This window comes from Curtobacterium sp. 9128, assembly GCF_900086645.1.
Taxonomy (GTDB): domain Bacteria; phylum Actinomycetota; class Actinomycetes; order Actinomycetales; family Microbacteriaceae; genus Curtobacterium.
In genome coordinates this window covers 2491862-2510872 of the sequence record NZ_LT576451.1, presented here as the reverse complement: position 1 = coordinate 2510872, position 19011 = coordinate 2491862, and the positions used below count along the sequence as shown (strand labels likewise).

Genomic DNA, 19011 nt, shown 5'->3' with positions numbered 1-19011 from the left:
CTCCTGGTCAGCCTGCGCTGACGCGGTAGACGTCGTACACGGCGTCGATGCGTCGCACCGCGTTGAGGACGCGGTCCAGGTGCGTCGTGTCACCCATCTCGAACACGAACCGGGACAGAGCGAGGCGGTCCGACGACGTCGACACCGTGGCCGACAGGATGTTCACGTGGTGGTCGGTCAGCACCCGGGTGACGTCGCTCAGCAGTCCCGACCGATCGAGCGCCTCGATCTGGATCTGGACCAGGAACACCGACTTCGACGACGGCGCCCACTCGACCTCGATCATGCGGTCGGGTTCGTTCATCAGCGACTTCACGTTGGTGCACGATGCCTGGTGCACGGACACACCCTGCCCGCGGGTGATGAACCCGACGATCTGGTCGCCGGGAACCGGGGTGCAGCACTTCGCGAGCTTGACGAGGATGTCGGGCGCCCCGCGGACGAGCACGCCGCTGTCGCTGTTGCGGAGCTGCCGGCTCGTGACCTGCCGCGGGAAGGCGAGCTCCGGTTCGTCCGTCTCGGTCTCGGTCTGGACGCCGGCGAGCACCTTCTCGATCACCGACTGCGTCGAGACGTGTCCCTCGCCGATCGCGGCGTAGAGCGCGGAGACGTCCTCGTACCGCATCGCGGATGCGACTTCCGAGATGGAGTCCTGGCTCATGATCCGCTGGAGCGGCAGGTTCTGCTTGCGCATCGCACGGGCGATGGCATCGCGGCCCTGCTCGATCGCCTCTTCGCGGCGCTCCTTGGTGAACCACTGCTTGATCTTGTTCCGCGCGCGGGGGCTGCGGACGAAGGTCAGCCAGTCCTGGCTCGGCCCGGAGTCGGGGTTCTTCGACGTGAAGATCTCGACGACGTCGCCGCTCGACAGCGAGCTCTCGAGGGGCACCAGGCGACCGTTCACCTTCGCGCCCATCGTGCGGTGTCCGATCTCGGTGTGCACCGCGTACGCGAAGTCGACCGGGGTCGCACCGGCGGGGAGTCCGATGACCTTGCCCTGCGGCGTGAAGACGTAGGTCTCCTTCGCGCCGATCTCGTAGCGGAGGGAGTCGAGGAACTCGCCGGGGTCGCTGGTCTCGGCCTGCCAGTCGGTGATGTGCGCGAGCCACGCCATGTCGTCGTTCGCGCTCGAGCTGTCCACGTCGCGACCGGCGGCACGCTGCTTGTACTTCCAGTGCGCGGCGACACCGAACTCGGCGCGCTGGTGCATCTCGTGCGTGCGGATCTGGATCTCGACCGGGCGTCCCTGCGGCCCGAGGACCGTGGTGTGCAGCGACTGGTACAGGTTGAACTTCGGGGTCGCGATGTAGTCCTTGAAGCGTCCGGGCAGCGGGGTCCAGCGCGCGTGCACCGAGCCGAGCATGGCGTAGCAGTCGCGGACCGTGGGGACGAGCACCCGGATGCCGACGAGGTCGTAGATCTCGTCGAACTCGCGGCCCCGGACGATCATCTTCTGGTAGATCGAGTAGTACTGCTTCGGCCGGCCCATGACCTCGCCGCGCACCTTGGCGGCCTTCAGGTCCTTCTTCAGCGTCCCGATGACGTTCTGGACGAACTGCTCACGCTTCGGCTGCCGTTCCTTGACCAGGCTGTCGATCTCGACGTAGAGCTTCGGGTGCAGCACCGCGAACGACAGGTCCTCGAGCTCGAGCTTGATCATCTGGATGCCCAGACGGTGCGCGAGCGGCGCGTAGATCTCGAGGGTCTCCTTGGCTTTGCGCGTGGCCGAGGTGGACTCGACGAAGCCCCACGTCCTGGCGTTGTGCAGGCGGTCCGCGAGCTTGATCACCAGGACCCGGATGTCCTTCGACATCGCGATGACCATCTTGCGGACGGTCTCGGCCTGGGCGCTGTCGCCGTACTTGACCTTGTCGAGCTTCGTGACACCGTCGACGAGCATCGCGATCTCGTCGCCGAAGTCGTGGCGCAGCTGGTCGAGCTGGTAGTCGGTGTCCTCGACCGTGTCGTGCAGCAGCGCAGCCGCGATCGTGATGGGCCCGATGCCGAGGTCCGCGAGGATCTGCGCGACCGCGACCGGGTGCGTGATGTAGGGCTCGCCGGACTTGCGCTTCTGGCCGTCGTGCGCGCGTTCCGCGACCGAGTACGCACGCTCGATGAGCGTGACGTCCGCCTTCGGGTGGTGCGAGCGGACGGTCCGGATGAGCGTGTCGACAGCGCCGGCCGGCTGGGCGCGGGAGAACAAGCGCGGCAGCAGGGACCGGAGGGAGCCGAGGTTGCCCGTGGTGTTCGGGCCCAGGGGCGGGCTGGACGGCAGCGGCGACGGTCCGGGGCGGCTCGCGGCGGAGTCGTCCTGCGCCGACGTCTCACGGATGTCCGTCATGCTGCGTCTCCCAGAACTCGAACCGGCCGAACTCGATCCGACCAGACTACGCGCGTGTCGTCAGTGCTCGTGACCACGTTCGCGCTGGGCGTCGGCGCGCTCCACCGGCGCACCGGCGGCTTCCCACGCCACCATGCCGCCGGCGAGGTTCACCGCAGGGACGCCGGACTGCTCGAGGGCCGCGACGACCCGGGCGGACCGCATGCCGGAGTGGCACACGATGATCGCCGGGTCGTCGGTCGGTTGGATCTCGGTCCACCGCGTCTGGAGCTCGGACATCGGCACCAGGGTGGCCTGGGGCGCGTGGACCTCGTCCCACTCCCCCGGCTCGCGCACGTCGTACAGGCGCGAGCCGTTCTCGATGCGACGCAGCGCCTCGTCGACGGTGATCTCGTCCATGCGGGTCAGGCCTCGACCGGCGCAGCGGTCTCTGCACGCTTGCGCGCGGCGGCGGCCTTCTTCGCGTCGGCCTGCTTGATCTTCGGTTCGTTCTCACGCAGGTGCGCGTACATCGGCGACGCGATGAAGATCGTCGAGTACGTCCCGACGATGATGCCGATGAACAGGGCGAGCGAGATGTCGCGCAGGGTGCCGGCGCCGAGGACGTACGACCCGATGAAGAGGATCGCCGCCACGGGCAGCAGCGCCACGACGGACGTGTTGATCGAGCGGACCAGCGTCTGGTTCACCGCGAGGTTGACCGACTGGACGAACGTCCGGTGCGATTCCTGCGCGGTGTTCTCGCGGACCTTGTCGAACACCACGACGGTGTCGTACAGCGAGTACCCGAGGATCGTCAGGAAGCCGATCACCGCGGCCGGCGTGACCTCGAGCCCGACGATGCCGTACACACCTGCGGTGATCAGTAGGTCGTGGAGCAGCGCCACCATCGCCGACAGCGACATCTTCCACGTGCGGAAGTACAGCGCCATGAACACCGCGGCGAGGGCGAGGAAGATGATCAGACCACGGATCGCCTGTGCGAGCACGTCGGCGCCCCAGGTCGCACCGATGAAGGTCGACGCGACCTGGCCCCTGTCGACGTCGTACGCGTCGGCCAGCGCGGACTGGATCTGCGTCGTCTCGGCATCGGTGAGCTGCCCGGTCTGCACGCGGATGCCGTGCGTTCCGAGCTGTGAGACGCGCGGGATCTCGTCGGGGACGATCTTCTCGACCGTGTTCGTCGCGAGGTTTTGGTTGACGGTCTTGACGTCGGAGATCGTGAACTCGGACCCACCGGTGAACTCGATGCCGAGCTGGTACCCGCCGCGGAGCCACGGCACCGCGAGGGAGATCACGATCGCGGCGATCGCGATGATGTACCACGTGCGACGGCGTCCGACGATGTCGTACGAGCGCTTGCCCGTGTAGAGGTCGTTGCCGAACTGGCTGAAGCTCGCCATCAGCTGTCCTTCCCGTTCGGCTTGCCGCCGTTGTCGGTGGTGTCGCCGTTGCCGGCCTTCCGCTCAGCGATCGTCTGCCGGCGCTGTGCCTCGCCTGCGGCGCGCTGGCGCTTGCCGTCCACGACGGGCGCGCGGAACTGCGCACGACCGCGGTAGACCGCGCCGAGGGCTGTCGGGTCGAGTCCGCTGAACCGGTGCCCCTCGTTGAAGAAGCGGCGACGCGAGATGAGCTGCAGCATGGGGTGCGTGAAGAGGATCACGACGACGACGTCGATCAGGGTGGTGAGGAGCAGCGTGAACGCGAAGCCCTTCACGTCGCTCACCGCGAGGATGTAGAGCACGATCGCCGCGAGGAAGTTGATCGAGTCGGACGCCAGGATCGTGCGGAGCGCACGCTTCCAGCCGGACTCGACCGCTCCCTCGAGCGCCCGACCGTCACGGAGTTCGTCACGGATGCGCTCGAAGTAGACGATGAACGAGTCCGCCGTGATGCCGATCGCCACGATCAACCCCGCGACGCCGGCCAACGACAACCGGTAGTCGACGCGCCAGGACATGATCGCGATGACCAGGTAGGTCAGGGTCGCGGCGACACCGAGCGAGAGCACCGTGACGAACGCGAGCGCCCGGTACTGGATCACCGAGTAGATGATCACCAGGATGAGCCCGATCAGGCCGGCGACGAGACCGCCGATGAGCTGCGCGGTACCCAGGGTCGCGGAGATGTTCTCGTTCGACTGGACCTTGAAGTTGATCGGCAACGCGCCGTACTTGAGCTGGTCGGCGAGGGTCTTCGCCGACTCCGCGGTGAACGAGCCGGTGATCTGGGCCTTGCCGTTCGTGATCGCGCTGTTGGTCTGCGGGGCCTCGATGACGGATCCGTCGAGGACGATCGCGAACTGGTTCTGCGGCGACTGCAGGGACACCAGGCGGTTCGTGACGGCCCGGAACTCCTTCGTGCCGGTGCCGTTGAAGTCGAGGGTCACCGCCCACTCGCCGGTCGTCGTGCCCTGCGAGTTGGAGGCGAGGCCCGAGGTGGCGTTCGAGATGTTGGCGCCGTCCACCTCGACCGGGCCCAGGATGTACTTCGACGTCCCGGACGCGTCACACGTCACGAGCGGCTGGTCGTCCGGCGCGGTCGTGACGTCGTCCGGCGCCTTGCAGTCGTAGTTGGTGTACAGGTCCTGCAGCTTCGGGGTGACCCAGGCGAGGTCGCTCGCGCTCGTCGGCTTCGTGCTCGGCGTCGCCTGCAGCGATGCCGGCGGCGAGTACGGCGTCGGGGACGCGGACGACGACGAGCCGTCGCCGACGGCGCTGTTCGTCGCGGCTTCGGTGTAGAGCACCGGGCGGAACGTCAGCTTCGCAGCTGCTTCGATGCGCGAGATGGTCTGCTGGTCGGGCTTGCCCGGGATCGAGACGACGATGTTGTTCGCGCCCTGCGTGTTGATCTCGGACTCCGAGACGCCGGTGGCGTCGATGCGCTGGCGGATGATGTTCACCGCCTGCTTGAGCTGGTCCGCTGTGACGGAGTCACCGTCGGTGCTCTGCGCCGCGAGGGTCAGCTGCGTGCCGCCCTGCAGGTCCAGTGCGAGCTGAGGGACCCAGCTGGCGCCTTCGAACCACTTGCCCGCGTCGTCCTTGGTGGTGCTGGCGAGGATCGACGCAGCCGTGTTCAGGCCTGCGAGGACCGCCATGATGATCACCAACCAGGTGAGCGAGCGCAGCGCTTTCTTGACGGGTGTCGATCGTGCCACCGGTCGTCTCGTCTTTCTGTCAGGACCGTCGACGAGTGCGCCGGCGGACGGAGTGATGCCGCCGGGTCACCAGTGTGTCCCGACGGCCGAGTGGTTCAGTCCTCGGACTTGCGCTTCGCCTGTTCGGCGTCGTCCGCACGCTCGCCGTAGACCGGCTCGCCGTTCAACTCGGCGACGGGCTTCGGCTCGTCTTCCGGGGTGGCGGTCGTCTCGATGTCCGACGCGGTGTCGTCGACGACACGCGAGAGGGTCTGACGGTGGACGGTGACGATGGTCCCCGGCGCGATCTCGACGTCGGCGGTGACCTTCTCGTCGTCGACCGACAGGAGCGTGCCGTAGAGACCGAAGGACAGCATGACGCGGGCTCCAGGGACCATCTTGGTCGCGAGCTCCGACTGCTGCTTCTTGCGCTTGCGGCTGTTGTAGAACATGAAGGCCGCGAACGCCACGACGATGACGATGAGGATGACTTCTTGACCCATGATTGCGATGCCTTCTCTGGTATTTCGGTTTCGGGCCGTAGCAGTCTAGGGCACGTGGCTGTGGCGGATGCCGCAGACGGGCCTACTCGTCGTCGAACAGCCCCGGTTGGGCGGAACCGGCCGGCTGACCGGGCGTGAGCCCGAAGTGTCGCCAGGCCGCCGGCGTGGCGATCCGACCCCGAGGAGTGCGGGTGACGAGCCCGATGCGGACCAGGAACGGCTCGACCACCGACTCGATGGTCTCGGATTCTTCCCCGACGGAGACCGCGAGCGTGTTCAGGCCGACAGGTCCCCCGTCGAACCGGGTGAGCATCGTCTCGAGCACCGCGCGGTCGAGTCGGTCCAGCCCGTACTCGTCGACGTCGTAGAGCTCGAGGGCGCCCTGCACCGCGGCCATGCCGTCCCGGGTGCCGTGCACGAGGGCGTAGTCCCGGACGCGGCGGAGCAGGCGGTTCGCGATGCGCGGCGTGCCCCGTGACCGACCGGCGATCTCGCGGAGCGCGAAGCGGTCGAAGTCGAGTTCGAGCAGGTGTGCGGCGCGGATGAGGACCTGTTCGAGTTCGTCCCGTTCGTAGAACTCGAGGTGCGCCGTGAACCCGAAGCGGTCTCGCAGCGGGTTCGGCAGGAGGCCCGCCCTGGTGGTCGCCCCGACGAGGGTGAACGGGGCGAGGTCGAGCGGGATGCTCGTCGCCCCCGCACCCTTGCCCACCATCACGTCGATGCGGAAGTCCTCCATCGCCAGGTACAGCATCTCTTCCGCCGAGCGGGCCATCCGGTGGATCTCGTCGATGAAGAGGACCTCACCGGGCATCAGCGACGACAGGACCGCGGCGAGGTCGCCGGCGTGCTGGATCGCCGGACCGCTCGACATGCGCAAGGGGCGACCGGACTCGTGCGCCACGATCATCGCCAGCGTGGTCTTCCCGAGACCGGGCGGACCGGCCATCAGGATGTGGTCGGGCGTGCGGTCCTGCATCGCTGCGGCCTTGAGGAGCAGGTCGAGCTGCCCACGGACCTTGCGCTGCCCGACGAACTCGGCGAGCGACTTCGGGCGGAGCGCGCCTTCGAACGCGAGTTCTTCCGGTGACTGGGCGTCCGCCGCGGTGATCCCGCCGCTCATCGGCCGGCCCCGGTCGGGCGGAGGGCGCCGAGCGCGGCACGGAGAAGTGCCTGGGTACCCATGGCCGCGACACCGGGTTCGTTCGCGATCGTGTCGTCGACGGCGGAACGTGCCGCGTCCTCGCGCCAGCCGAGCCCGACGAGCGCGATGACGACGTCTTCCGACGCGGGGTGCGCCGTTGCGCCATGACCGGCAGCAGCTGTGGCCGACGAGGTCTCGAAGGCGGTGAGCTTGCCGGACAGCGCGACGATGATGAGCTTGGCGGTCTTCGGCCCGATGCCGGACACCTTCCGGAACGCGGCGTCGTCGTCGTTCGCCACGGCGTTCGCGATCTGTCCCGGGTCCATCGCGCCGAGGACACCGAGCGCGGACCTCGGGCCGACCCCGGACACGCTGCGGAGGAGGTCGAAGACGCGCAGCGCGTCGGTCGACTCGAACCCGAAGAGCAGGTGCTCGTCTTCACGCACGATCATCGCCGTGCGCACGAACACCTCGGCGCCGTGGCGCATGGTGAGTGCGTGTGCCGGTGTCACCGTGACGGCGTAGCCGACTCCCCCGACCTCGATCACGACGGCGGATCCGGCGACGTCGATGCAGGTGCCCCGGAGACTCGCGATCATGCTCCGAGCCTACGTGCAGCCGCCGACGCAACGGACGAGCCACGCTGCGAGGCAGCGTCGACGGGTGCAGCCGCCGACGCAACGGACGAGCCACGCTGCGAGGCAGCGTCGCCGGGTGCAGCCGCGGACGTCCCCGACGCGGTGCGCTGTGCTCCCGTCCCCGAGCGCCCAGCGGAAGCGGCGGCCGCCGCAGCGCGTGCGAGTGGCGAGGACGCCGTGCGCCCACCGGTCCCGGCCTGCGCGTCGCGCCACGCGCGTTGCGCCGGCGTCAGACTGCCGGACTGCACACCGACCTGGTCGGGTGCACCGAGCCTCCAGGCATGACAGACGGCCAGGGCGAGCGCGTCGGCGGCGTCCGCCGGCTTCGGGGCCTCGGCGAGACCGAGCACGCGCGCGATCATCGCCTGCACCTGCTTCTTGTCCGCGTTGCCGTACCCGGTGACGGCTGCCTTGACCTCGGACGGCGTGTGCAGCCCGACCGGGATGCCGCGCACCGCAGCGGCGTGCAGTGCCAGGCCGGACGCCTGTGCCGTGCCCATCACGGTGCGGACGTTCGCCTGGGCGAACACCCGCTCGACCGCGACGGCGTCTGGGTGGTGTTCCTCGATCTGCTCCGCGATCCCCGCGGCGATCAGGACCAGCCGCTGCTCGAGCGCCATGTCCGACGGGGTGCGGACCACGGTGACCGCGACCATGCGGGCGCGACGGTCAGGGGTGACCTCGACGACGCCGACGCCGCACCGCGTGAGCCCGGGGTCGACCCCGAGCACGCGGAGCACGGGCCCGGGGCGCGACAAGGTCAGTCCTCGTCCTCGTCCTGGTCGAGCTCGGCCTGGACGTCGGCGGGGATGTCGAAGTTCGCGTAGACGTTCTGGACGTCGTCGGAGTCTTCGAGTGCGTCGATGAGGCGGAACACCTTGCGGGCCGTCTCGGCGTCGACCGGGACCTTCAGGCCGGGGACGAACTCGGCGTCGGCGGAGTCGTAGTCGATGCCGGCGTCCTGCAGCGCGGTGCGGGCCGCGACGAGGTCGGTCGCCTCGGTGATGACCTCGAAGCCCCCGCCCTGGTCGATGACGTCCTCGACACCGGCGTCGAGCACCGCGGTCATCACGTCGTCCTCGGACAGGCCGTCCACCTTCGAGACCGAGATGACGCCCTTGCGCGAGAAGTTGTACGCGACGCTGCCCGGATCGGCCATGGTGCCGCCGTTGCGGGACATGGCGGTCCGGACCTCGGCCGCTGCACGGTTCTTGTTGTCCGTGAGGCACTCGATGAGCATCGCGACGCCGTTCGGGGCGTAGCCCTCGTACATGATCGTCGTGTACTCGATGGACTCACCGGTGAGCCCGGCACCGCGCTTGATCGCGCGGTCGATGTTGTCGTTGGGGACCGAGGTCTTCTTCGCCTTCTGCACGGCGTCGACCAGGGTCGGGTTGCCCGACATGTCGGCGCCGCCCATCTTCGCGGCGACCTCGATGTTCTTGATGAGCTTCGCGAACGACTTGGCACGTCGCTGGTCGATGACGGCCTTCTTGTGCTTCGTCGTTGCCCACTTGGAATGCCCGGACACGGTTCTCCTTGCGTCTTGCGGAAAGTCCAGATCAGTGTAGCGATCTGGAGGCTCGGTGCGGTCCCGGCGCGCAGGCGGCGGTTCCGAGTGGGTCAGGCGGCGGTCCCGAGCGGGTCAGGCGGCGGTCCCGAGCGGGTCAGGCGGAGCGGACGAGGTGCAGGAAGCGTCGGTGGAAGCGGTCCTCGCCCGTGACCTCCGGGTGGAAAGCGCTCGCGAGGACGTTGCCCTGCTGCACGGCGACCGCGCGGCCGTCCGGCAGCGCACCGAGGACCTGCACTCCGGCACCGTGCTGCTCCACGACCGGTGCACGGATGAACACCGCGTGCACCGGTTCCTCGCCGAGGTCGGGCATCGGGATGTCGATCTCGAACGAGTCGTTCTGGCTGCCGAAGGCGTTCCGGCGCACCGTCGTGTCGAGCACGTCGAGCGTCTGCTGCCCGGCGGTCGCGTTCGTGATCCGGGCGCTCAGCATGATCATGCCCGCGCACGTGCCGTACGTCGGCAGGCCGTTCCGGATCGCAGCGGTCAGCGGTTCGGCGAGACCGAAGACCCGCGAGAGCTTGTCCATCACCCCGGATTCGCCGCCGGGGATCACGACGCCGTGCAGGCCGTCGATCTCCTCCGGGCGGCGGAGCGACACCACGTCGGCACCGAGCTCGGTCAGCGAGACGATGTGCTCGCGGAAGTCGCCCTGCAGTGCGAGCACCCCGATGCGGGGCGCTGCACCACCGATGGGGCTACCAGCCACGCTCGGCGAGGCGGTGCGGCGCGGGGACGTCGGCGACGTTGATGCCGACCATCGCCTCACCGAGACCGCGGGACACCTCGGCGATGACCTTGGGGTCGTCGTGGAAGGTGGTCGCCTTGACGATCGCGGCGGCCCGGGCGGCCGGGTCGCCGGACTTGAAGATGCCGGAGCCGACGAAGACGCCGTCGGCACCGAGCTGCATCATCATCGCGGCGTCCGCCGGGGTCGCGACGCCACCTGCGGTGAAGAGGACGACCGGGAGCTTGCCGGTCTCGGCGACTTCCTGCACGACGTCGATCGGGGCCTGCAGCTCCTTCGCCGCGACGTAGAGCTCGTCGGGGCGGAGGTTGCGGAGCGCCGCGATCTCCTTCGAGATGGTGCGGATGTGCTTCGTCGCCTCGGAGACGTCACCGGTGCCGGCTTCGCCCTTGGAGCGGATCATCGCCGCGCCCTCGGTGATGCGGCGGAGCGCCTCGCCGAGGTTGGTGGCACCGCAGACGAACGGGGTGGTGAACTTCCACTTGTCGATGTGGTTGACGTAGTCCGCCGGCGACAGCACCTCGGACTCGTCGATGTAGTCGACGCCGAGCTCCTGCAGCACCTGCGCCTCGACGAAGTGACCGATGCGGGCCTTCGCCATGACCGGGATCGACACCGCTGCGATGATCTCCTCGATCATCGAGGGGTCGGACATGCGGGCGACGCCGCCCTGCGCGCGGATGTCGGCGGGGACGCGCTCGAGGGCCATGACCGCGGTCGCGCCGGCTTCTTCCGCGATGCGGGCCTGCTCGGCGTCGACGACGTCCATGATGACGCCGCCCTTGAGCATCTCCGCGAGGCCGCGCTTGACGCGCGAGGAGCCGGTGATGGACGTGCCGATGGGGTCCTGGCCGGGGGTACTGGTGCTGTCGCTCATGATGGCGATCAGTCTAGTGCTGCGCGGGCCACGCTTCCGCGACGAGCCGGCGGGTGTCCCCGAGCATCTGGGACATCGACTTGGTGCGGGCGATGATCGGGAAGAAGTTCGAGTCGGACTCCCACCGCGGGACGATGTGCTGGTGCAGGTGCCCGGCGACGCCCGCCCCGGCGACCTCGCCCTGGTTCATGCCGATGTTGAAGCCGTCGCAGTGCGAGACCTGCCGGAGCACCCGCATCGCGGTCTGCGTCAGCTCGCCGATCTCCCGGAGTTCTTCGGGGGTTGCCTCGTCGTAGAGGGGCGTGTGGCGGTAGGGGCAGACGAGCAGGTGCCCGTTGTTGTACGGGTACAGGTTGAGCAGGACGTAGGCGTGCTCGCCCCGCGCGACGATGAGTGCGTCATCGTCGGACTTCTGCGGTGCTTCGCAGAACGGGCAGTCGTCCTTGTGCCCGCGGCCCTCGCCCTCGCGACCGGCGTCGATGTACGCCATCCGGTGCGGGTTCCAGAGGCGCTGGAAGGCATCCGGGACGGCCGCCTGCGTGGCGGCGTCCCGGATGACCAGCGGCTCGTCCTGCTCTGCCGACATCAGACCTGGGCGCGCTCGCGGATCGCCGTGAGGATGCGTTCGACCGCCTCGTCCACGGGCACGCCGTTGTCCTGGCGACCGTCGCGGAACCGGAAGCTCACCGCACCGGCGTCGCGGTCGTCGCCGCCCGCGATGAGCTGGAACGGCACCTTCGCCTTGGTGTGCGTGCGGATCTTCTTCTGCATGCGGTCGTCCGAGTGGTCGACCTCGGCGCGGACGCCGTGCGCACGGAGCTTCGCGATCACCTCGTCGAGGTAGTCGGCGTACTCCTCGGCGACGGGGATGCCCACGACCTGCACCGGGGACAGCCACGCCGGGAACGCGCCGGCGTAGTGCTCGGTCAGCACGCCGAAGAACCGCTCGATCGAGCCGAACAGGGCTCGGTGGATCATCACGGGACGCTGACGGGTGCCGTCGGCGGCCGCGTACTCGATGCCGAAGCGCTCGGGCAGGTTGAAGTCGAGCTGCACGGTCGACATCTGCCACGTGCGACCGATGGCGTCGCGGGCCTGGACGGAGATCTTCGGGCCGTAGAACGCGGCACCGGCGGGGTCCGGCACGAGCTCGAGCCCGGACTCCTCGGCGACCTCGCGCAGGGTGTTGGTCGCCTCTTCCCAGACGTCGTCGTCGCCGACGTACTTCTCCGGGTCCTTCGTGGAGAGCTCGAGGTAGAAGTCGTCGAGGCCGTAGTCGCGCAGCAGCGAGAGGACGAACTGGAGGGTGGTGGTCAGCTCCTCCTTCATCTTCTCCTTGGTGGTGAAGATGTGGGCGTCGTCCTGGGTCATGCCGCGGACCCGGGTGAGGCCGTGGATGACGCCGGACTTCTCGTTGCGGTAGACCGTGCCGAACTCGAACATCCGCAGGGGCAGGTCGCGGTAGGACCGTGCCTGCGAGCGGTACGCCAGGATGTGCATCGGGCAGTTCATCGGCTTGAGGTAGTAGTCGGCGCCCTGCCGGGTGACGTTGCCGTCCTCGTCCACCGCCTGGTCCATGTGCATGGGCGGGAACATGCCGTCCTTGTACCAGCCCAGGTGCCCCGACTGCTCGAACAGGTCGCCCTTGGTGATGTGCGGCGTGTAGACGAACGAGTAGCCGTTCTCCTCGTGCCGACGACGCGAGTAGTCCTCCATCTCGCGGCGGATGATCCCGCCCTTCGGGTGGAAGATCGCCAGGCCCGAGCCGATCTCGTCCGGGAACGAGAACAGGTCGAGCTCGGCACCGAGCTTGCGGTGGTCGCGCTTGGCCGCTTCTTCCAGACGCACGAGGTACGCCTTGAGCTGGTCCTTGTCCGGCCACGCGGTGCCGTAGATGCGCTGCAGCTGCGGGTTCTTCTCGGAGCCGCGCCAGTAGGCGGCGGCGACGCGCATGAGCTTGGCGGCGTTGCCGATCCACCGGGTGTGCGGGACGTGCGGGCCGCGGCAGAGGTCCTGCCAGACGACGTCCCCGGACTTCGGGTCGACGTTCTCGTAGACGGTGAGTTCACCGGCACCGACCTCGACGCTCTCGCCGGAGTCGCCGTCGGCCGCGGCGCCCTTCAGGCCGATGAGCTCCTGCTTGTAGGGCTCCCCGGCCATCAGCTCGCGGGCTTCGTCGTCGGTCACGACCCGGCGACGGAAGCGCTGGGCCTGCTTGACGATGCGGTCCATGCCCTTCTCGATGGCCTTGAGGTCCTCGGGCGTGAACGGCTCGGCGACGTCGAAGTCGTAGTAGAAGCCGTCGGTGACGGGCGGGCCGATGCCGAGCTTGGCGTCGGGGTTGATCTGCTGCACCGCCTGCGCGAGGACGTGCGCGGCGGAGTGGCGCAGGATGTCGAGGCCGTCCTGCTCGTCGAGGGTGACCGGCTCGGCGGTCTCCCCCGCCTGCACGTCCGCGGCGAGGTCCTTGAGGACGCCGGCGACGCGGATCGCGACGATGCCGCGCACGCCGTCGAAGAGCTCGGTGCCCGTCGTGGTCGTCGTCGCGGTCCGGGGCTCGGGTGCCTGGGGAAGCTCTGCGGGCTCGGGTGCGACTGACTCGGTCACGATGATGGGACTCCTCGGTTGGATGGGGTGGATCAAGACTAGTGCGCGAGGGCGGTCACGCCGGGACCATCCCGAGCGTCGTCACGGGCAGGCGCGGTTCGATGCGCTCCCGGCCCGCGAGCCCGTCGAGTTCGAGCAGCGCCGCGAACCCGATGGCCTGGTATCCGGCACGTTCCAGCAGCGTGATCGTGGCGTCCGCGGTCCCGCCGGTCGCGAGGACGTCGTCCACCACGAGCACGCGCGTACCGGCCGGGAGCTGACCCGGACGGAGCTCGAGCTCGGCCTCGCCGTACTCGAGCGCGTACTGCTCACTGAGGACCTCGCCGGGGAGCTTGCCCGCCTTCCGGATCGTCAGCACGCCGACCTGGTGCTGCGCGGCGATCCCGCCGGCGAGTGCGAACCCGCGTGCTTCGATGCCCGCGACGGCGTCGAACCCGGCGCCGATCGCGAACGGGGCTGCGAGGGCTTCGCAGACCCGGCCGAACGCCACGGCGTCGGAGAACACCGGCGTCACGTCACGGAACAGGATCCCCGGCTTCGGGAAGTCCGGGACGATGGCGGTGAGTCGTTCGACGAGGGCAGCAGCGGTTTCGGTCACCCGACAACGGTACGGGTTCGACGACGAACGCCCGGCACACGAGGTGCCGGGCGTTCGTCGTCAGCGCCACACGCGCATGCCGGCACCGAGCATCAGCCACTGGGCTTCACGCTCGGCGCGCTCGCGCTCGAGCTGCACGCGCAGCGCGGGGTCGATCGAGGGCCGGACACGACGGGTGCGGCGGCTCCAGATGATGAGTGCCATCCCGATGCGCAGCGCGACCCGGTCGGTCAGGGAGACCGTGCGGGGCGCGTCGAGCGCTTCGGGGGGACGGAGGACGGACTTCGTTGACATCGTGGTCACCGTTCGATGAAGGAATGTTGAACAAGAAGAGGGCATGGTGAATCACCCCATGCCGGGCGTGGGGAATGGACCGGACCCGGAATCGATGCATTCGCACCGAATGACCCGGAATCGGTCAGGAGAACGTCGTGACACGGAAATCGTCGCAGCCACCACCGACATTCCCGACGGCATTCCCGGTCGTCGTCGTGCGCCGGACCATGACCGCGATGCGGCGGTCCGGCGAGCACCGACGGCGGCCGGTCAGCCTCGGACGATCCCTGCGCGAGCCGTGCTCAGCGCGCACACCGAAGGGGTGCGGAGATCAGGCGTGTGGCGGACGTTCCGCGTCAGCGGGACCCGGCGAGCGGGGCGCCGGTGATCCCACGGACTGCACGGAACGGCGTCTGCGTGGTGATGGTGTTGGTGAACATGTCGGCCCCCTTTCGGCACGAGGTCTGGGTGCCGCAACCAGATCGTTCGCGGCGTGAGAACACTATCCACATTCCCGGCAGGAGCGCAAGCGGAAAACGGAAGAAAGAAGAATTGCATTCCCGAACACGACGAACGCCCCGGAACCGAAGTGGTTCCGGGACGTTCGTGACCGAGCTGGACTAGACGCCGACCGCTGCCTGCGCGCGCACGACCAGGCCGTCCTCGCCGACGGTCACGCGGACCGTGTCACCGGCCTGCACGGCACCGTCGACGACGAGGGTCGCGATGCGGTCGTCGACCTCGCGCTGGATCAGCCGGCGCAGTGGGCGGGCGCCGTACTCCGGCTCGTACCCGTGCTCGGCGAGCCAGTCGACCGCCTCGTCGGACACCGACAGCACCATGTCCTGGGCGATGAGTCGCATCGCGGTCTCCGAGACGAGCAGGGACACGATCGCGTGCAGCTGCTCACGGTCGAGTTTGCGGAACAGCACGATGTCGTCGATGCGGTTGATGAACTCGGGGCGCATGGCCTCGCGGAGCTTGCCCATCACCCGGTTCCGCAGGTCGTCGTCCGAGTAGCCGCCGTCCGCCGACGCCGAGAACCCGAGCGCACCGGAGCGCGACGCGAGGAACTCGGACCCGATGTTCGACGTCATGATGACCACCGTGTTCCGGAAGTCGACCGTCCGACCCTGTCCGTCGGTCAGGCGACCGTCGTCGAGCACCTGCAGGAGCAGGTTGAACACGTCCGGGTGCGCCTTCTCGACCTCGTCCAGCAGGACGACCGAGTACGGGTTGCGACGGACGCGCTCGGTGAGCTGACCGGCCTCGTCGTAGCCGACGTACCCGGGAGGGGCGCCGACCAGTCGGGAGACGGTGTGCCGCTCGCCGAACTCGCTCATGTCGAAGCGGAGCATCGCCGACTCGTCGCCGAACAGCGACGCCGCGAGCGACTTCGCCAGCTCGGTCTTGCCGACGCCGGTCGGCCCGAGGAACAGGAAGCTGCCCACCGGTCGGCGCGGGTCGCCCATGCCGGTCCGGTTGCGGCGGACCGCCGTGGCGATCGCGCGGACCGCGTCGTCCTGGCCGACCACGCGTTCGTGCAGCTCGGACTCGAGCGCGGCGAGGCGCGTCCGGTCGCCCTGCGTCAGCCGGGTGGCCGGGATCCCGGTGGCGCGGCTCACCACCGCAGCGATGTCCGCTTCCGTGATCTCGCCGGTCACCCGGTCCTGTTCAGCGTCTCCCGGACGGGAGGCCCGGCTGACGTCCGCCGACGAGGCGGCGGTGATCCGGGCCTCCAGTTCGACCGTCTGGTCGCGCAGGCGCGACGCCTCCTCGTACAGCTCCTCGGCGACTGCGCGGTCCTTGTCCGCCAGCAGCTCGGCGAGCTGGTCGCGGAGCGCCTCGACGTCGACCTCGCCCGAACGGGCGAGCCGACGGCGTGCGCCGGCCTGGTCGATGAGGTCGATGGCCTTGTCGGGCAGGTGCCGGTCGGTGACGTACCGGTGCGACAGCTCGACCGCGGCGCGGAGGGCGTCGTCGGTGTAGGTGACACCGTGGTGCTCGGCGTAGCGCGGGGCGAGGCCGGTCAGGATCGCGACGGCGTCCTCGACGCTCGGCTCCCCCACCGTGACGGGCTGGAAGCGACGCTCGAGTGCTGCGTCCTTCTCGATCCGTCGGTACTCGTTCAACGTCGTCGCGCCGACCATGTGCAGGTCACCGCGGGCGAGCCGGGGCTTGAGGATGTTGCCGGCATCCATCGAGCCGCCCTCGCCGCCACCACCGGCACCGACGACGGTGTGGAGCTCGTCCACGAAGACGATGAGCTCGTCGGCGTGCGCCGCGATCTCGTCCATCGCCTTCGTGAGGCGCTCCTCGAAGTCACCGCGGTAGCGGGTGCCGGAGAGCATGCCCGCGAGGTCGAGGGAGACGACGCGCTTGCCGTGGAGCAGGGCGGGGACGTCACCGTCGGCGATGCGCTGTGCGAGCCCCTCGACGATGGCGGTCTTGCCGACGCCGGGCTCGCCGATCAGCACGGGGTTGTTCTTGGTGCGACGGAGCAGGATCTCGACGGTCTGCTCGATCTCCTCCGCACGCCCGACCACGGGGTCGATGCGGCCGTCACGAGCGCGCTCGGTCAGGTCGGTGCCGAACTGGTCGAGCGTCGGGGTGTCCGACTGCTCCTGCTGGTCCGCCTCGGTCGTTCCCGGCATGGGACGCCCCTCTCGAGCCGCATCTGCGGCCTGTTGTGCGTAGGACTGCATGACCTGGGGCGTCACGCCGGCGCTCGCGAGGAGCTGGCCGGTGACGGTCTCCTGGTCCATCACGAGCGCGAAGAAGACGTGCTCGGGGTCGGTGTAGGTGCTCCCGAACCCGCGCGCGGCCTGCGTCGCCTCGACGAGGATGCGCTGCGCGGACGGGGTCAGCGCCGGGCGCCCGTCGACGCGGACGTCGGACGGGGCGGGGAGTCGCTGCTCGATCTCCTCGGCCAGGCGTTCGGGGTCGACGCCACCGGAGCGGATCACGGCATCGAAGGGCTGGGTGCGGACGAGCACGTGCAGGATGTGCAGTGCGTCGATCTCACGCTGCCCCTGGGCCACCGCGAACTCGGCGGTGTGCTGGAGCAGCTCGTGGGTGCGACGGCTGAGCAGTCGCGTGATGTCGACGGGGCGTCCCAGCGAACGGTAGCGCTGGGTGTCACCGTCGGTCTGCGCCGCGAGCAGGCGGGCGAGGAACTCGTCGAACGAGTCACTGCCGCCGGTCGGGCCGAACGTCTCTGGCAACGGGACCTCCTGGGAACTTGAGTGCCTTTGACTCAATGCAACGCAGGAGGTGCCGGGTCATTCCCGGTCGAGCGAGAAACTTGCGGCGAGCCGACTCAGGTCCAGAACCAGGGCCGCACTCAGGGCCGCACTCAGGTGCGGGCGATCGCAGCGGTCGTGGCCTCGGTGACCGCGAGCAGGTCGCTCGGGGCGATCTCGATGTCGAAGCCCCGACGGCCGCCGGACACGAAGATCGTCGCGTACTCGGTCGCCGACTCGTCGAGCACGGTACGGGTCCGGGACCGCTGGCCGACGGGGCTGATCCCGCCGACGACGTAGCCGGTGCGCTTCTCGGCGAGGGCAGGGTCGGCGAGCGTGGCCCTCTTGCCCCCGACCGCCGCGGCGATGGCCTTGAGGTCCAGACGATTCGCGACCGGGACGATCGCGACCGCCAGGGCCCCGTCGACGGAGACGATCAGCGTCTTGAAGACCTGCTCCTCACGGAGGCCGAGCGCGGCGGCCGCCTCTTCGCCGAAGTTCGTCGCGGTCTCGTGGTGCTCGTACACGTGCGGGGTGAACGGGACGCCTGCCCGCTCCAGCGCGAGCGTGGCAGGGGTGCTCGGGGATCCAACGCTCATGCCGTGATCCTCCCCCGCGCGGGACGCATGCCGTCGGCGGCACGCGGGCGTACGCCGAACCTCCTGTGCCTCGGGGTGGAGTGCGCAGAAGTGTTCCGGGCGGGGCACCCGGGTCGAATGCGTGGAAAGGGTGGCACGAGGGATCCGGTGGCGGCCACGACTGCGCACTCGATCGCTTCGGGCTCGGGGAGCCGGATCGAGTGCGCGGAAGTACTTCGGGCTCCGGGAGCCGGATCGAGTGCGCGGAAAAGGTCAGGGCGACTGGGTTCGGGTCGCCACGAGTGCGCACTCGATGGGGTCGGGCTCCGGGAGCCGGATCGAGTGCGCGGAACAGTCGAGGCGACTGGGTTCGGGTCGCCACGAGTGCGCACTCGATGCGGTTGGGCGCCGGGACTGGATCGAGTGCGCGGAACAGTCGGGGCGACCGGGATTGGGTCGCCACGAGCGCGCACTCGATCGGGTTGGACCCCGGGGCTCGCAGGGTGTGGGGATCAGCCCTCGTGCTGAGGGCCCTGGTCCACGGGGTCGTACTCGGTGCCGCGGCCCTGCTCCTCTTCCGGGAGGGGGTTGTGGCGCTCCGTGCCACTGCCGCCGGGGTTCGTCGCGACGTAGTCGGCCTCGCCGGACTGCGTGTCGCGGCTGACGGGTTCGACGATCTCGGGGTCGGGTTCGCGGGGTGAGGTCATGCGCCAGGCCTACTCCCCCGAACTGGGCGAGCACGGCGCGCTGCGGAGT

General features: G+C 69.2%; 17 protein-coding genes and 1 pseudogene. All 18 read right to left on the bottom strand.

Going from position 1 to position 19011, the window contains the following annotated elements; translation table 11 throughout:
* Positions 1-7: 7 nt before the first annotated feature.
* A complete protein-coding gene (locus QK288_RS12105; RefSeq protein ID WP_281264559.1) occupies positions 8-2341 on the bottom strand; it encodes a bifunctional (p)ppGpp synthetase/guanosine-3',5'-bis(diphosphate) 3'-pyrophosphohydrolase in 2334 nt (777 codons plus the stop codon).
* 60 nt (positions 2342-2401) lie between these two features.
* A complete protein-coding gene (locus QK288_RS12100; RefSeq protein WP_281264558.1) occupies positions 2402-2740 on the bottom strand; it encodes a rhodanese-like domain-containing protein in 339 nt (112 codons plus the stop codon).
* Positions 2741-2745: 5 nt separating this feature from the next.
* Positions 2746-3744, bottom strand: a complete 999-nt coding sequence (gene secF / locus QK288_RS12095) for a protein translocase subunit SecF (protein ID WP_281264557.1) — start codon at positions 3742-3744, stop codon at positions 2746-2748.
* Complete coding sequence (secD, locus tag QK288_RS12090; protein WP_281264556.1) at positions 3744-5498, bottom strand: protein translocase subunit SecD; 1755 nt, start codon at positions 5496-5498, stop codon at positions 3744-3746. The genes secF and secD overlap by 1 nt, the downstream gene beginning before the upstream one ends.
* 95 nt (positions 5499-5593) lie before the next feature.
* A complete protein-coding gene (locus QK288_RS12085) occupies positions 5594-5980 on the bottom strand; it encodes a preprotein translocase subunit YajC (RefSeq protein ID WP_281264555.1) in 387 nt (128 codons plus the stop codon).
* 82 nt (positions 5981-6062) lie between these two features.
* Positions 6063-7100, bottom strand: coding sequence for a Holliday junction branch migration DNA helicase RuvB (gene ruvB, locus QK288_RS12080; protein ID WP_281264554.1), 1038 nt, complete (start codon positions 7098-7100; stop codon positions 6063-6065).
* Complete coding sequence (gene ruvA, locus QK288_RS12075) at positions 7097-7720, bottom strand: Holliday junction branch migration protein RuvA (protein WP_281264553.1); 624 nt, start codon at positions 7718-7720, stop codon at positions 7097-7099. The genes ruvB and ruvA overlap by 4 nt, the downstream gene beginning before the upstream one ends.
* 251 nt (positions 7721-7971) lie before the next feature.
* A pseudogene (ruvC, locus tag QK288_RS12070) lies at positions 7972-8499 on the bottom strand (crossover junction endodeoxyribonuclease RuvC); the annotation flags it as partial.
* A gap of 20 nt (positions 8500-8519) precedes the next feature.
* Positions 8520-9290 (bottom strand): YebC/PmpR family DNA-binding transcriptional regulator, encoded by a 771-nt coding sequence (locus tag QK288_RS12065; protein WP_281264552.1) that lies wholly within the window; start codon positions 9288-9290, stop codon positions 8520-8522.
* Between the two features lie 136 nt (positions 9291-9426).
* Positions 9427-10038, bottom strand: a complete 612-nt coding sequence (gene pdxT, locus QK288_RS12060) for a pyridoxal 5'-phosphate synthase glutaminase subunit PdxT (protein ID WP_281264551.1) — start codon at positions 10036-10038, stop codon at positions 9427-9429.
* Positions 10028-10954, bottom strand: a complete 927-nt coding sequence (gene pdxS / locus QK288_RS12055; protein WP_281264550.1) for a pyridoxal 5'-phosphate synthase lyase subunit PdxS — start codon at positions 10952-10954, stop codon at positions 10028-10030. The genes pdxT and pdxS overlap by 11 nt, the downstream gene beginning before the upstream one ends.
* Before the next feature lie 13 nt (positions 10955-10967).
* Positions 10968-11540, bottom strand: coding sequence for an HIT domain-containing protein (locus QK288_RS12050; protein WP_281264549.1), 573 nt, complete (start codon positions 11538-11540; stop codon positions 10968-10970).
* Entirely contained in the window at positions 11540-13462 is a 1923-nt protein-coding gene (thrS, locus tag QK288_RS12045) for a threonine--tRNA ligase (RefSeq protein WP_281267579.1), read from the bottom strand. The genes QK288_RS12050 and thrS overlap by 1 nt, the downstream gene beginning before the upstream one ends.
* A 154-nt stretch (positions 13463-13616) precedes the next feature.
* A complete protein-coding gene (locus tag QK288_RS12040; RefSeq protein ID WP_281264548.1) occupies positions 13617-14159 on the bottom strand; it encodes an adenine phosphoribosyltransferase in 543 nt (180 codons plus the stop codon).
* Positions 14160-14219: 60 nt separating this feature from the next.
* Entirely contained in the window at positions 14220-14453 is a 234-nt protein-coding gene (locus tag QK288_RS12035) for a hypothetical protein (RefSeq protein ID WP_281264547.1), read from the bottom strand.
* 602 nt (positions 14454-15055) lie between these two features.
* A complete protein-coding gene (locus QK288_RS12030; RefSeq protein ID WP_281264546.1) occupies positions 15056-17659 on the bottom strand; it encodes an ATP-dependent Clp protease ATP-binding subunit in 2604 nt (867 codons plus the stop codon).
* Positions 17660-17790: 131 nt separating this feature from the next.
* Complete coding sequence (ybaK, locus tag QK288_RS12025; protein ID WP_281264545.1) at positions 17791-18276, bottom strand: Cys-tRNA(Pro) deacylase; 486 nt, start codon at positions 18274-18276, stop codon at positions 17791-17793.
* Positions 18277-18767: 491 nt separating this feature from the next.
* Positions 18768-18962, bottom strand: a complete 195-nt coding sequence (locus tag QK288_RS12020) for a hypothetical protein (protein WP_281264544.1) — start codon at positions 18960-18962, stop codon at positions 18768-18770.
* Positions 18963-19011 lie beyond the last annotated feature (49 nt).

Bases quoted from the DNA above. Each gene is read 5' to 3' on its own strand.
- QK288_RS12100 (WP_281264558.1), bottom strand. From the start codon at position 2,740: ATGGACGAGATCACCGTCGACGAGGCGCTGCGTCGCATCGAGAACGGC.
- pdxS (WP_281264550.1), bottom strand. From the start codon at position 10,954: ATGAGCGACAGCACCAGTACCCCCGGCCAGGACCCCATCGGCACGTCC.
- ruvB (WP_281264554.1), bottom strand. From the start codon at position 7,100: ATGAGCGGCGGGATCACCGCGGCGGACGCCCAGTCACCGGAAGAACTC.
- ruvA (WP_281264553.1), bottom strand. From the start codon at position 7,720: ATGATCGCGAGTCTCCGGGGCACCTGCATCGACGTCGCCGGATCCGCC.
- secF (WP_281264557.1), bottom strand. From the start codon at position 3,744: ATGGCGAGCTTCAGCCAGTTCGGCAACGACCTCTACACGGGCAAGCGC.
- QK288_RS12105 (WP_281264559.1), bottom strand. From the start codon at position 2,341: ATGACGGACATCCGTGAGACGTCGGCGCAGGACGACTCCGCCGCGAGC.
- QK288_RS12085 (WP_281264555.1), bottom strand. From the start codon at position 5,980: ATGGGTCAAGAAGTCATCCTCATCGTCATCGTCGTGGCGTTCGCGGCC.
- QK288_RS12020 (WP_281264544.1), bottom strand. From the start codon at position 18,962: ATGACCTCACCCCGCGAACCCGACCCCGAGATCGTCGAACCCGTCAGC.
- QK288_RS12050 (WP_281264549.1), bottom strand. From the start codon at position 11,540: ATGTCGGCAGAGCAGGACGAGCCGCTGGTCATCCGGGACGCCGCCACG.
- QK288_RS12035 (WP_281264547.1), bottom strand. From the start codon at position 14,453: ATGTCAACGAAGTCCGTCCTCCGTCCCCCCGAAGCGCTCGACGCGCCC.
- ybaK (WP_281264545.1), bottom strand. From the start codon at position 18,276: ATGAGCGTTGGATCCCCGAGCACCCCTGCCACGCTCGCGCTGGAGCGG.